This is a genomic window from Kitasatospora sp. NPDC023385, from assembly GCF_055664045.1.
Genome location: NZ_JBVOOL010000021.1, coordinates 64,423 through 77,434 on the forward strand (window position 1 = coordinate 64,423; position 13,012 = coordinate 77,434).

The window sequence follows — 13,012 nt, forward strand, 5'->3', positions numbered from 1 at the left end:
GATGGTTGGGGTGGGCCTGGCCGGCTGCCGCCGCAGCCGGCCGGAAGGTCCGACGACTCGGTCCCGGGCCGGGTCACCGGGGGATCAGACGAGGCCGTCGGCCAGCGCCTTCTCGGTGGCCGCGCGCACGGCCGCCTCGACGTCCGGGGTGAGCGGCCCGCGCGGCGCCCGGACCGGCCCGCCGGAGCGCCCGGCGATGTCCATGGAGAGCTTGATGGCCTGGACGAACTCGGTCTTGGAGTCCCAGCGCAGCAGCGAGTGCAGCGACTTGTACAGCGGCAGCGCGGTCTCCAGGTCGTGCTTGACGGCCGCGTCGTAGAGCGCCACCGAGGCCGCCGGCAGGGCGTTCGGGTAGCCGGCGATCCAGCCGACCGCACCCGCCAGCGCCAGCTCCAGCAGCACGTCGTCGGCGCCGATCAGCAGGTCCAGCCCTGGGGCCAGCTCGGCGATCTCGTACGCCCGTCGGACGTCGCCGCTGAACTCCTTGACCGCGACGATCGAACCGTCGGCGTACAGCTGGGCGAGCAGCCCGGGGACGAGGTCCACCTTGGTGTCGATCGGGTTGTTGTACGCGACGACCGGCAGGCCCGCCGCAGCCACCTCGGCGTAGTGCGCGCGCACCGAGGCGTGGTCGGCCCGGTAGGCGTTCGGCGGCAGCAGCAGGACGGAGCCGGCGCCGGCCTCGGCGGCCTGCTCGGCCCAGCGGCGGGATTCGGCGCTGCCGTACGCGGCCACCCCGGGCATGACCCGGGAGCCGTCGCCGGCCGCCTCGACCGCCACCTCGACGACCCGGGCGCGCTCCTCGGCGGTGAGCGTCTGGTACTCGCCCAGCGAGCCGTTGGGGACGACGCCATCGCAGCCGGAGTCGATCAGCCAGCGGACGTGCTCGGCGTAGGCGTCGTAGTCGACGGAGTGGTCCGGGCGCAGCGGGATCGTGGTGGCGACCATGATCCCGCGCCAGGGACGGGTGGTGTCGTGCGGGGTGATGGACACGTGAACTCCTTGGTGAGGTGTGACATTTTATAAGAGAGTGCAGGCCGGAGACAAGGTCTCCGACCCGGCCGTTCGACGGAAGGACCGCCGCCGACCGACGGCCGGCCCCGCCCGTCGGTCGGCCCCGCTAGTCGGAGGGCCCCGCCGCCAGTTGCGAGAGCGGCACCGGGCAGCCCAGCGGCCGCCGGTCCGGCCCCGGCTCACCCGGGCCGGCCAGGCAGGCCACGGCCGGACCGCACATCCGCCCCTGGCACCAGCCCATCCCGGCCCGGGTGAGCAGCTTGACGGTGCGCGGATCCCCCGCGCCCAGCTCGTCCACGGCCTCCCGGACGGCGGCGACAGACACCTCCTCGCACCGGCAGACGTCGGTGTCCGGGCGCAGCCACCCGGTCCAGCCGGGCCCCGGTCGGTGCGCGGCGGCCATTAGCTCGGCGAAGGCCCGCAGCCGCGTCCGGCGGCGCAGCAGCGCGGCCGACGGCAGTGCTCCGGCCACCGCGTGCGCGGCCAGTTCACCCTCGGCGATGGCGAGGTCGGCGCCGCCGACGCCGTTGGTCTCCCCCGCCGACCAGAGGCCGGGCACGCTGGTGCGCAGCCGGGCGTCGACCTCCAGTGCGACGGCGCCGTCCGGTCCGCTGCGGGTCCGCGCGCCCAGTTCGACGGCCAGGTCGATCTGCGGCAGCAAGCCGTGGCCGACCGCGACCGCGTCGCAGTCGATCCGGCGCCCGGTGCCGGGCACCGGCCGCCAGTCGGCGTCCAGCCGGGCCACGGTGACGCCGGTGACCCGGTCCGTCCCGTGCGCCTCGACCACGGCGCTGCGCGGGCGCAGCCGGACCCCGTGCCGCAGCAGCGCGCCACCGTGCCCGGCGCCTTCGACCAGCTTGCCGGGGACTCCAGCCAGCACGCCCGGACGCCGCGCGTACCCGAGGTAGGCGGTGGCCTCGACCACTGCGGGCACCTCGGCACCGGCGGTGACCAGCGAGGACGCCGCCGCGAGCAGCAGCGGCCCGCTCCCGGCGACCACGATCCGCCGCCCGGGCAGCACCAGCCCGGCCTTGAGCATCGCCTGGGCGCCGCCCGCGGTGACCACCCCGGGCAGGGTCCAGCCCGGGAACGGCAGCTGCCGCTCGTACGCGCCAGTGGCAAGCAGCACCGTCCGGGTCCGGACGGTGGCCCGGTCGGTGTTCTCCGGCCCGCGCGTGACGTGCACCGCGAAGCCCTCTTCAAGGCGCTCCAGCGCCCAGACCTGGTGTCCGCCGCGGAAGGCGGCCCGCCCGGCCCGCTCATGGGCGGCGAGCCGGTCGGCCAGGCCCGTGTAGGCGGACCAGCGGTGGTGCAGCCGGTCCGGGCGGGCGGCACCGAGCCCGGCCGCCGGGTGGCGGTAGTACTGCCCGCCGGTGCTCTGCCCGCCGTCCAGCAGGACGCAGCGCAACCCGAGGTCGGCGGCGGCGACGGCGGCGGCGAGCCCGGCCGGGCCGGCCCCGACCACGGCGAGGTCGTACGGCAGCGACTCGAAAGCCTGCCGGGCCCCCTGGGCTCCCCGGGCCTCGTGGGCCTCGTGTGGCTGGTGAGCCTCGTACGGCTCAGACGGCGAGGTCGGCACGGCCGTGGCCCTCCTGGGTGGTGACGGTGGTGCCGGGCTCGGCGGGGAGCAGGCAGGTGCGCTGGTTGGGGCGCCCGTTGACGGTGGCCAGGCAGTCGAAGCAGGCGCCGATCCCGCAGAACGCCCCGCGCGGCTTCCCGCCGACCCGGGTGGTGCGCCAGGCGAGCACGCCGTCGGCCCACAGCGCGGCGGCGATCGACTGCCCGGGCAGCGCGGGGACGGGCCGCCCGTCGAAGTCGATGTGGTGGGCTGGCCCGGGCTCGGCCTCGACCAGCTCGGCGGGGGTGCGGCGGCGCATCGACGGCTTCTCCAATCCAGGACGGGATCTCATGCGGGCCCGCTCTCCACGGGCTACGGGCTACGTACGGGCAACAGGCAACAGGCAACAGGCAACAGGGCCGACTCTCCTGCGAGCCGAGCCTCACACCGCCGGGAACCGGTCCGGGCGGAACGGCCCGAGGTCCTGCTCCGGCTGCTTCCCGGCGAGCTGCTCGCTGATCAGGAGCCCGGTCGCCGGAGCGAGCCCGATGCCGGCCCCCTCGTGCCCGCAGGCGTGGTAGAGCCCGGGCACCCGCGGGTCCGCGCCGATGGCCGGCAGGTGGTCCGGCAGGTACGGGCGGAAGCCCCGGTAGACGCGCATGACGGTGACGTCGGCGAGCAGCGGGAAGAGTTCGGCGGCCTGGCCGGCGAGGCGGCGCAGCACCTCCTGGGAGAGGGTGCGGTCGAAGCCGACCCGCTCCCGGCTGGCGCCGATCAGCACCGGCCCGCCCGGCGTTCCCTCGATCACGGCGGAGGTCTCGAGTCCGGCGGACCCGCTGGCGACGTTGGCCACGTAGTCGGCGGCGTAGACCTTGTGCCGGACGACGCGCGGCAGCGGTTCGGTGACCAGGACGAATCCTCGCCGGGGCATCACCGGCAGGTGCACTCCGGCGAGCGCGGCCAGTTCGCCGCCCCAGGTGCCGGCCGCGTTCACCACGGCGGGCGCGGCGAGTCGGCGGCGGTCGGTCCGTACGCCGCGCACGGCGCCGTCCGGCCCCCGGTCGACGGCGGTCACGGTCTCCCCGGTGATCAGCTCGGCGCCCATCCGGCGGGCCGCGCGGAGCAGGTGGGCGGCGGCGAGGGCGGGCTGGAGCTGGGCGTCCTGCGGATAGTGGAAGCCGCCGGCCAGGCCACGGGCGAGGTGCGGTTCCAGCTCCTGGAGCCGTTCGCCGGGCACTTCCTCGGCGGTCACTCCGGCGGCGCGCTGCCCGGCGGCGAAGGTTCGCAGCGCGTCCTGCCCGGCTGCGGTGGAGGCGACCACCACGCCGCCCTTGGGCTCGAACTCGACGGCCGCGCCGAGGTCGTCGGCGAGTTCGCGCCAGAGCCGGATGCCGAGCAGGGCGAGGTCGAGCTCGGGCCCGGGCTCCTTGTCGGAGACCAGCAGGTTGCCTTCGCCCGCGCCGGTGGTGCCGCCGGCCACCGGCCCGCGGTCCACCACGGCGACGGCGAGCCCGGCGCGGGCGGCGTAGTAGGCGCAGGCGGCGCCGACCACACCGGCGCCGACCACGACGACGTCCAGGGGAGGTCTCTTGGTCTTCAGCACGTCAGTAATATGTCACATGCCATCCGCCCTGCCAAGACCACCCGACAGAACCGCGAAAAGGCCCCAGCCCGGCGAAAAAGCCCCGACCAGCGGAAAGCCCCGGCCCGCTGCTCGAAAGCGACGGGCCGGGGCCTCCTCAGGGCCCGCCGGCTCAGGTGATGTCGTCCATCTGCTCGTGGCGGGCGGCCGGCACCGGGGGACCTGCCGTCGGAGCCGCCGAGGCCCGGACGGTCTCCGCCCCGGCCACCGCCTGCACGCTGAGGTCCAGGTGCGAGGCCTCCTCGTCGCCCAGCTGGGCGTCCGGGTTGCGGCGCGCCTTGCGCTTGTCGAAGGCGATCGCGATGATCACCGCGGCGAAGTACAGCGCCCAGATCGGCGCGGCCAGGATCAGCATGCTGATCGGGTCCGCGCTCGGGGTGGCGAAGGCCGCGAACACCGTGATGCCCATGACCATGCCGCGCCACCAGCCGAGCAGCCGCTTGCCGCTCACGATGCCGACCATGTTGAGCATCACCAGCAGCAGCGGGAACTCGAAGGCGAACCCGAAGACCAGCACCATCCGGGTGGCGATGTCGAAGTAGTCCTCGGGCGGCAGGATCGGCGTGGTCGTGTCCGGCGTGAACGAGATCAGCACCGCGACGGTGGTCGGCATCACCAGGAAGGCGCAGGCCACGCCCGCCAGGAACAGCGGTGCGCCGCAGACCATGAAGATGACGGTGTACTTCTTCTCGTGCCGGTGCAGACCGGGCGCCACGAAGGCCCACACCTGGTACAGCCAGACCGGGACGGCCGCGACCACGCCCGCCGTCAGGGCGACCTTCAGCATCCAGTTGAAGCCCGCGGTGAGGCCGATGTTGGACACCTGGGCGCAACGCCCGTGGAACTCCCCCGCGTTGGCCTTGTCGCACTGCGGCAGCGGCTGGAGGAGGAACGTCTCCAGCTGCTTGTGGTAGATCCCGGCGACGATCGTGAAGAGCACGATCGCCAGGACCGACTTGACCACGCGGTTGCGCAGTTCCCGCAGGTGGTCGGCGAGGGCCATCCGCCCCTCAGGATCCTTTGACGCCTTCGGCGCCTTGGAGAGCTTGCTCAACCCCGGTCCTCAACTCGTGCGTCGAGGCCCGCCGGTCGACGGGCCTCCATGATCGCGTGCGCCACGGCTCAGCGCGGGCGTTCGCCGTCGGGCACGGACGGCCCGGCGGCGGGGCCGGCCACCGGACGGGCCGTGGCGGAGGCGCCCGGAGCGGCCTGGACGGTCCGGTCCACGGGCGGCACGGCGCCGTCCACGTGGGCCGGGGCCGGCGGTGCGGGCCGCTCCTCGGGCTCGCCGTCCGAACGCATGGCCTTGGCCTCGCTCTTCAGGATCCGCAGCGACTGTCCCAGCGAGCGCGCCAGGTCCGGCAGCCGCTTGGCTCCGAACAGCACGACGGCAAGAACCACGATCACCACGATCGCGGTCATCGAGATGCGCATGCGCGACCACCTTCAGTCATGGCGGCCCGACGGGCCGTCCGCTGCGGATGGTAACCGCTGCGGATGACGCCACGACGACGACCGCCCGAACAGGACAGCGGCCCCCCGTACACGGTTCAGGAGCCGACTGAGAGCGTAACCCGCCCTCACCCCGGCGCAGCAGTCCCCGTACCGTCGACGACCCCGCCGTGCCGCGCGGGCCCGGTCAAGCCCCGGTTCAGCCCCGGCTCGGCACCGCGCCCGCCAGCTCCTCGGCCGCCGCGGCCAGCGCCCGCGAGGCGGTGTCCACGCCCTTGGCGAGCGCCCGCACGTCCAGCCAGAGCCGGATCGCGAGCACCCCGAGGACCAGCAGGCCCGCGGTGGCGAGCAGGACGGCGACGACGAGCATCCAGGACATGGGCCCACCCTACCCGGGCGCTACCCCTCGGCCGGGACGAGCCGCATGGTGCGGACCCCGGCCCCGGTGAGCGCCTCGATGATCTTCTCCCCGGCCTGCTTGCGCACCGCCGCCCCGCACCGGGGGCAGCAGAAGCTGTAGTGCGCGTGGGCCGGGGTGCGGCCGAGGGTCAGCCGGAACTCCTCGGCCGGGAGTTCCACCTTCTCCCGGCACTGCGAGCAGTACACCTTGAATCTGGTCCCGGGTTCCACTGCTCAGTCCTGCCCCTCCCCGTAGCCGGCCAGCGCCTGCCGCGCGGCCGCGCGCGCCTGCTCGGCGAGTTCGGGCGGCGAGACGATCCGGCCGTCCCGGCCCAGCCGCAGCGCCAGGGGGCGCAGCTGGGAGGGGTCGGCGCTGCGCAGGGTGATCCGCAGTCCGCCGTCGGGCAGTTCCTCGGCCCGGTCGTGGGTGTAGTACTCGGCCACCCAGCGGCCGCCGGAGGAGACCTCGACGACCACCTCGGGGTCGTCCGCCGCCGGGTTGACCAGCCCGCCGCTCAGGTCGCGCGGCTCGCGCCGGGGCGGGTCGGCCGGGACGTCCAGGACGCGGATCTCGGCGACCCGGTCCAGCCGGAACATCCGGTGGTCCTCGGAGGTGCGGCACCAGGCTTCGAGGTACGTGTGGCCCTCGGTGAGCAGCCGGATCGGGTCGACCTCGCGCTCGGTCATCCCTCCGCGTCCGTGCGAGTAGTAGCGCAGCCAGAGCCGGCGGCCCTCGCTGAGCGCACGGTCGATGTCGGCGAAGACGTGGCTCTCGGCCTCGAAGGTCACGCCGACCCGGGCGCTGCCCTCGGCGCTCTCCCCCGCCGCGTTCTCGATCTTGGCGACCGCCCGGGTGAGCGCCTCCCGGTCCCCGGCCCGCAGCCCGGGCAGCCCGGCCACCGCGCGGGCGGCCACCAGCAGCGCGGTCGCCTCGTCGGCGGCCAGCCGCAGCGGCTGGGCCACGTCGTCGACGTTGTGCCACCAGATCCGCTCGCCGTCGGTGTCGATGTCGAGCAGGTCGCCGCCGCGGAAGCTGGTGCCGCACATCGGCAGCACGTTGAGGTCCGCGATCAGTTCGCGCTCGCTGATCCCGAAGGCCCGGGCGACTTCGGCGACCTCGGCCCCGGGCCGCTCGCGCAGGTAGGTGACCAGCGACAGCATCCGTCGCGTCTGGTCGATTGCATTGCTCATGCCCGAACGTCCTCCGAGTCCAGCCCCGCGACCGCCCGCAGCCGGTCGACCACATCCGCCCGCAGCTCCTCCGGCCCGAGCACCAGCACGTCCGGCCCGAACTCGGCGAGGTCGGCGCCCAGTCCGTTGCCGTACGGGATCTCCAGCTCGTCCCAGGCCTCGTCCACCGGGGTGCCGGCCAGCGCCTTGGTGCGCAGCGGGAAGCCGGCGCCGCGCCGGACCCGGACGGTCGCGGTGGCGGTGGCGCCCTCCCCCGCGAACTTCGCCACGGTGGCCCGCACGTCCACGTGCTGGGGCACGGTGCCGAGGAAGGCCCCGTTCTTCGCCCGCACCTTGCCGGTGATCCGGCTGAGCCGGAACACCCGGGCGTCGCCGCGGTCCCGGTCGTACCCGGCCAGGTACCAGTGCCCGCGCCAGCACTCCAGCGCCCACGGCTCGACGCTGCGCTGCTCGACGGCGGCGGCACCGGCCTTGCGGTACTCGAAGGTGACGGGGCGGCGGTCCCGGGCGGCGGTGAGCAGCGGCTCGAACGCGGCCTCCCGGGCGGGGATGCGCGGCTCCAGGGCGGTCCGGCCCTCGGTCTCGACGAAGGGCACTCCGGCGGCGCGCAGCTTCTGCAGCGCGCCGCTGGCCGCGCCGGACATCTTGGCCTGCTGCCAGACCCGGGCCGCCAGGGTCAGCGCGGCCGCCTCCTCGGCGTCCAGCGCGATCTCGGGCAGCCGGTTGCGGTCGGCTCGGGCCAGGTAGCCGAGTTCGCCGTCCAGGGTGTTCTCGTCGACGTCGATCACCAGGCCGAGCTCGCGCAGGTCGTCCTTGTCCCGCTCGAACATCCGGTTGAAGGCGTCCTCGCTGCTGCTCTGCCAGGCTTCGCGGTACGCCTCGATGGATTCCCGCAGCTCCTTCTTGGAGAGCGGACGTCTGGTGTTCATCAGGCACAGGGCGAGATTCATCAGCCGCTCTGCCTTGGCGATCGCCATCGCTGACCCTTCCGGTGTGCCGCGCCGCGCGCGGGTGCGCCAACCGGGCGATCACCACCCGGCGGGACCGACCGTACCGGTAGCGGTACGCACTGCAAAAGCCGCGTCCGCGAACGCCCGTGGGCCGGGCCCCCGCAGGGGTCCGGCCCACGGTCAGGACGGGCTCAGACGGCCAGCAGGTCGACCACGAAGATCAGGGTCGAGTGCGGCGGGATGAGCGGCGTGGGCGACTGGGCGCCGTACGCCAGGTGCGACGGGATGGTCAGCTCGCGGCGGCCGCCGACCTTCATGCCGACGACGCCCTGGTCCCAGCCCTTGATGACGCGGCCGCCACCCAGCGGGAAGCGGAACTCGTTCGGGCTCCGGTTCCAGCTCGCGTCGAACTCCTCGCCGGTCTCGAAGGTCACGCCGACGTAGCGGACGCTGACGTTCTGGCCCTTCTTGGCCTCCGCGCCGTCGCCCACGACGATGTCGCGGATCTGCAGCTCCGCCGGGGCGTCGCCGATCGGGAAGTCGATCTCGGGCTTCTCGTTGAGGTTGACGCTCACAGTCCCTCTTCTCACGTTTCGCTTTGGCATTCACGACCAAGCGGCGGGCGCCCGCACGCCGGTCCGTTCCCGGACCACCGTAGGGGCGTCCGCCGCCCGTACGGGTCCGGCCACGCGGCCGGACCCGAAGGTCACACGTCGTCCATTGTCACCCGAAAGTGGATCAGCCCTGACCGGCGTCCAGGATGTCGACCACGAACACCAGCGTCGCGCCGGGCGGGATGTCGCCCTGGCCCTTGTCGGCGTAGCCCAGCGCGGCCGGGATCACCAGCTCGACCCGGCTGCCCACGGTCTGGCCCTCCAGGCCCTGGTCCCAGCCGGGGATGACCTGGCCGCCGCCGAGGGGGAAGGAGAGCGCCTGGCCCTTGCTGAGCGAGGAGTCGAACACCTTGCCGTCCTTGAACAGCGCGCCGGTGTACTGGACGACGATCTTCTCGCCCTTCTCCACCTTCGGCCCGTTGCCCTTGATCAGGACGTGCGACTTCAGCTCGGTCGGGTCCTTGGCGCCGGCCACCGGGGTGATCTCGGCGGGCTTCTTGCCGTTGTCCTTGACCTGCGGGAAGTCCGCCGGCGGCGGCGTGACCGTGCCGCTGACCACCGAGTCCGGCGCGTTGGCGTTGCGGATGTCGATCACGAAGATCAGGTCGTCCTTGGGCCCGATCGACATGTCGGCCTTGCCCTGGGAGCCGAACGCGGCGGCCGGCGGGGCCACCACGAGCACCCGGCTGCCGGCCTTCTTGCCGACCACGGCCTGGTCCAGCGCGGGGATCAGCGAGTCCGTGCCGGCCTGGAAGATCTGCGGCTTGCCGTTGGCGTCGTACGAGCTGGGGATGTCCTTGCCGGTGTTCCAGTCCTTGGCGGTGTAGTCCACCGAGGTCCAGGAGTTCTTGTCGACCTTGGCGCCGGTGCCCTCGGTGAGCACCTTGACCACGAAGGAGCCGTCCGAGGCCTCGCCCGGCACCTGGATGTCGGCCTTCTTGCCGAAGTCGCCGGTGACGGTCGGCAGCACCTTGGCGCTGTCCTTGATCGGCGGCACCGGTTCGGCGCTCGGCGTGGGCGGCGCGGACTTGGCCGCGTCCGGCTTGGCCGCGGTGGTGTCCTTGGAGCCGTCCTTGTTCACCAGGTACAGCGTCACGGCGCTGCCGGCCAGCAGCACGGCCAGCACCGTGCCGAGGATCACCCCGAGCCGGCCGACTCCCGGCGGGTTCTCGTCGTACCCGGCCTCGGAGGTGTCGCTCTTGCGCACGCTGGAGGCGAAGATCTGCGGGGTGTCATCGGTCTTCGTCCCGCCCGCGGCACGCGGCGCCTCACCGGGCTGGGCCCAGCCGGCCTGCTGCTTCAGGATCGACGGCGGAACGACGATCGACTCGCCGTCCCCCGGAAGCGGGCCGCCGGGACGGGAGGCGGCCGGGTCACCCGCAGAGCTGTCGTTCGCCGCGGTGCCGGCCCCGCCCGGGCTCGGCGTCTTCTCAGTCATGACTCCCCATCCATCTCGCCACAGGTCTTTCAGGTCTGCGCCCGGCGTGCTGCGCGCCGGCCTGCCGTCGCACCGCCCGCCCCGGACCTTGGCGCCGGGCGGCGCCTGCCACAGCGCGAGGGCAGTATGACAGCTCAGGATGAGGGCGGACGCTTCGTTTGTACGAGCGTCCGCCCAAGCGTACGGAATCCCCGGGGTGACTTCCTAGGGCCCCGGCCCTAGACCGCTTCCAGGATGTCGATCACGAAGACCAGCGTGGAGTTCGCCGGGACGGCGCCCTGCGCCTTGTCCTGGTACCCGAGCGCGGGCGGCACCACGAGCAGGACCCGGCTGCCGACGTTCTGCCCGACCAGGCCCTTGTCCCAGCCCTCGATCACACTGCCGGTGCCGATCTGCACCGCCTGCGCGCCCCCGTGCGTCCAGGAGGCGTCGAACTGCTGGCCGTTGCTCCACAGCACCCCGGTGTACTGCACCACCAGTGTCTGCCCGCTCTTGACCTGCTTGCCCTCGCCCTTGACCAGGACCGCCTGCTGCAGGTCGCCGGGCGGGGTCTGCCCGGCCGGGACGGTGATCGTCACCGGCGCCTTGCCGTTGTCCTTGACCTGCGGCAGCGCGGCGGGCGGCTGGGTCATGGTCCCGGTGAGCGTGGAGTCCTGCGGCAGGCTCTCCACGATGTCCAGCACGAAGACCACGGTGTCGTTCTTGTTGACGCCCAGCTGGCCGGAGCCCTGCTCGCCGAAGGCCGCCGCCGGCGGGGCCACCACCAGCAGCCGGGTGCCCACCTTCTTGCCGATCACGCTCTGGTCCAGCGCCGGCACCAGCTGCCCGCTGCCCGCCTGGTAGAGCTGCGGCTTGCCGTTGGCGTCGTAGGAGCTGGGCAGGTCCTTGCCGGTGGTCCAGTCCTTCGCGGAGTAGTTGACCGTCACCCAGTCGCCCTTGTTGACGGTCGAGCGCTCGCCCTCACTGACCGTGTTCACCACGAACTGGCCGCTGGGCTGCTGGCCCTCGGGGATGGTGATGGTGGCCTTGCTGCCGAACCCGCCGTCCGAGAGCACGGGCATCGGCGACGCCTCGCCGACCGGCGCGGGCACGGTCGGGGCGGCGCTCGCCGCGGACGGCGTCGCCGGACCGGCCGCCTTGGGGGAACTGCCGCAGGCGACCGTCAGCAGCAGCGGCAGGGTGAGAAGCAAACCGGCGGTGCGGCGCACGGTGGTCCTAACTGTCGGTCGAAGTCGGCTCTCTGACTCGACGGACAGCGTATGCCCGGCACGCGTCCGGCCCCGGTAGGCACCACCGGGGCCGGACCGCCGTCGTGATCATGGCGCCTCGACCGCCCGCCCGATCACCGTGCTCGCGCGCTACATCCCCGCGATGAGTTTCTCCACCCGCTCGTCGACCGACCGGAACGGGTCCTTGCACAGCACCGTGCGCTGCGCCTGGTCGTTCAGCTTCAGGTGCACCCAGTCCACCGTGAAGTCCCGGCGCTGCTCCTGCGCCCGCCGGATGAAGTCCCCGCGCAGCCGGGCCCGGGTGGTCTGCGGCGGGATCGACTTGGCCTCGAAGGTCTTGAGGTCGGTGGTCACCCGCTTCGCCTGCCCCTTGCCCTGGAGCAGGTAGAACAGGCCGCGGCGGCGGTGGATGTCGTGGTACGCGAGGTCGATCTGGGCCACCCGCGGGTTGGACATGCTCATCTGGTGCTTCTCGCGGTAGCGCTCGATGAGCTTGTACTTCATGATCCAGTCGATCTCGGTGGCCACGCCGTCCAGCCGCTCGGTGCGGACGGCCTCCAGGGTGCGGCCCCACAGGTCGAGGACGCGGGCGATGGTGCCGGTGTTGATGCCCTTGCGGTCGGCGAACTCCAGGGCCTTGGTGTAGTACTCCTCCTGGATGTCCAGCGCGCTGGCCTCCCGGCCGTTGGCGAGCCGCACCTGGTGGGTGCCGGTGAGGTCGTGGCTGACCTCGCGGATCGCCCGGATCGGGTTCTCCAGGGTGAGGTCGCGCATCACCACGCCGGCCTCGATCAGCCGCAGCACCAGGTCGGTGGCACCGACCTTGAGCAGCGTGGTGGTCTCGGACATGTTGGAGTCGCCGACGATCACGTGCAGCCGGCGGAAGCGCTCGGCGTCCGCGTGCGGCTCGTCCCGGGTGTTGATGATCGGCCGCGAGCGGGTGGTGGCGGAGCTGACGCCTTCCCAGATGTGCTCGGCCCGCTGGCTGACGCAGTACACCGCACCGCGCGGGGTCTGCAACACCTTGCCCGCCCCGCAGATCAGCTGCCGGGTCACCAGGAACGGGATCAGCACGTCGGCCAGCCGGGAGAACTCGCCGTGCCGGGCCACCAGGTAGTTCTCGTGGCAGCCGTAGGAGTTGCCGGCCGAGTCGGTGTTGTTCTTGAAGAGGTAGACGTCCCCCGCGATGCCCTCCTCGTGGAGGCGCCGCTCGGCGTCCACCAGCAGCCCTTCGAGGATGCGCTCGCCGCCCTTGTCGTGCGTCACCAGCTCGGTCACGTCGTCGCACTCGGGGGTGGCGTACTCGGGGTGGGAGCCGACGTCGAGGTAGAGCCGGGCGCCGTTGCGCAGGAACACGTTGCTGCTGCGGCCCCAGGAGACGACCCGGCGGAACAGGTACCGCGCGACCTCGTCCGGCGACAGCCGCCGCTGCCCGCGGAACGTGCAGGTCACGCCGTACTCGTTCTCCAGCCCGAAAATCCGGCGGTCCATGAGCACTCCATTCTCTGTCGGAGCTGTCCGAAAC

The 13,012-nt window shown here is 73.1% G+C and carries 14 protein-coding genes; all 14 read right to left on the reverse strand.

All coding sequences use genetic code 11. The features are described 5' to 3' along the window. Positions 1-84 precede the first annotated feature (84 nt). Positions 85-948 carry a dihydrodipicolinate synthase family protein gene (locus AC0B61_RS27750; protein WP_471743811.1) on the reverse strand — a complete coding sequence of 288 codons (864 nt, stop codon included), beginning with the start codon at positions 946-948 and terminating at the stop codon, positions 85-87. Between the two features lie 172 nt (positions 949-1,120). Beyond that, positions 1,121-2,497: an FAD/NAD(P)-dependent oxidoreductase gene (locus tag AC0B61_RS27755; protein ID WP_471743813.1), complete on the reverse strand. Its 1,377-nt coding sequence runs from the start codon at positions 2,495-2,497 to the stop codon at positions 1,121-1,123. Between the two features lie 76 nt (positions 2,498-2,573). Then, positions 2,574-2,924, reverse strand: a complete 351-nt coding sequence (locus tag AC0B61_RS27760) for a (2Fe-2S)-binding protein (RefSeq protein ID WP_471743708.1) — start codon at positions 2,922-2,924, stop codon at positions 2,574-2,576. A 90-nt stretch (positions 2,925-3,014) separates the two neighbouring features. Further along, positions 3,015-4,175, reverse strand: coding sequence for an NAD(P)/FAD-dependent oxidoreductase (locus AC0B61_RS27765; RefSeq protein WP_471743710.1), 1,161 nt, complete (start codon positions 4,173-4,175; stop codon positions 3,015-3,017). Positions 4,176-4,326: 151 nt separating this feature from the next. Next, positions 4,327-5,268: a twin-arginine translocase subunit TatC gene (gene tatC / locus AC0B61_RS27770; protein WP_471743712.1), complete on the reverse strand. Its 942-nt coding sequence runs from the start codon at positions 5,266-5,268 to the stop codon at positions 4,327-4,329. A 68-nt stretch (positions 5,269-5,336) separates the two neighbouring features. Then, a complete protein-coding gene (gene tatA, locus AC0B61_RS27775; RefSeq protein ID WP_471743714.1) occupies positions 5,337-5,648 on the reverse strand; it encodes a Sec-independent protein translocase subunit TatA in 312 nt (103 codons plus the stop codon). A 217-nt stretch (positions 5,649-5,865) separates the two neighbouring features. Further along, positions 5,866-6,045, reverse strand: a complete 180-nt coding sequence (locus AC0B61_RS27780; RefSeq protein ID WP_471743716.1) for a hypothetical protein — start codon at positions 6,043-6,045, stop codon at positions 5,866-5,868. Between the two features lie 20 nt (positions 6,046-6,065). Then, positions 6,066-6,296, reverse strand: a complete 231-nt coding sequence (locus tag AC0B61_RS27785) for a hypothetical protein (protein ID WP_471743718.1) — start codon at positions 6,294-6,296, stop codon at positions 6,066-6,068. Between the two features lie 3 nt (positions 6,297-6,299). Further along, on the reverse strand, positions 6,300-7,256 hold the full coding sequence (locus tag AC0B61_RS27790) for a helix-turn-helix transcriptional regulator (RefSeq protein WP_471743720.1): 957 nt from the start codon (positions 7,254-7,256) through the stop codon (positions 6,300-6,302). Continuing rightward, positions 7,253-8,233: a helix-turn-helix transcriptional regulator gene (locus tag AC0B61_RS27795; protein WP_471743721.1), complete on the reverse strand. Its 981-nt coding sequence runs from the start codon at positions 8,231-8,233 to the stop codon at positions 7,253-7,255. Before AC0B61_RS27795 ends, AC0B61_RS27790 begins: the two co-directional genes overlap by 4 nt. A gap of 164 nt (positions 8,234-8,397) precedes the next feature. After that, positions 8,398-8,811 carry an FKBP-type peptidyl-prolyl cis-trans isomerase gene (locus AC0B61_RS27800; protein WP_471743723.1) on the reverse strand — a complete coding sequence of 138 codons (414 nt, stop codon included), beginning with the start codon at positions 8,809-8,811 and terminating at the stop codon, positions 8,398-8,400. Positions 8,812-8,944: 133 nt separating this feature from the next. Then, positions 8,945-10,258, reverse strand: coding sequence for an FKBP-type peptidyl-prolyl cis-trans isomerase (locus tag AC0B61_RS27805; RefSeq protein ID WP_471743725.1), 1,314 nt, complete (start codon positions 10,256-10,258; stop codon positions 8,945-8,947). 218 nt (positions 10,259-10,476) lie between these two features. Further along, positions 10,477-11,466 (reverse strand): FKBP-type peptidyl-prolyl cis-trans isomerase, encoded by a 990-nt coding sequence (locus AC0B61_RS27810; RefSeq protein ID WP_471743727.1) that lies wholly within the window; start codon positions 11,464-11,466, stop codon positions 10,477-10,479. 150 nt (positions 11,467-11,616) lie between these two features. Beyond that, positions 11,617-12,978 carry a Pup--protein ligase gene (gene pafA / locus AC0B61_RS27815; RefSeq protein ID WP_471743729.1) on the reverse strand — a complete coding sequence of 454 codons (1,362 nt, stop codon included), beginning with the start codon at positions 12,976-12,978 and terminating at the stop codon, positions 11,617-11,619. Positions 12,979-13,012: the final 34 nt, after the last annotated feature.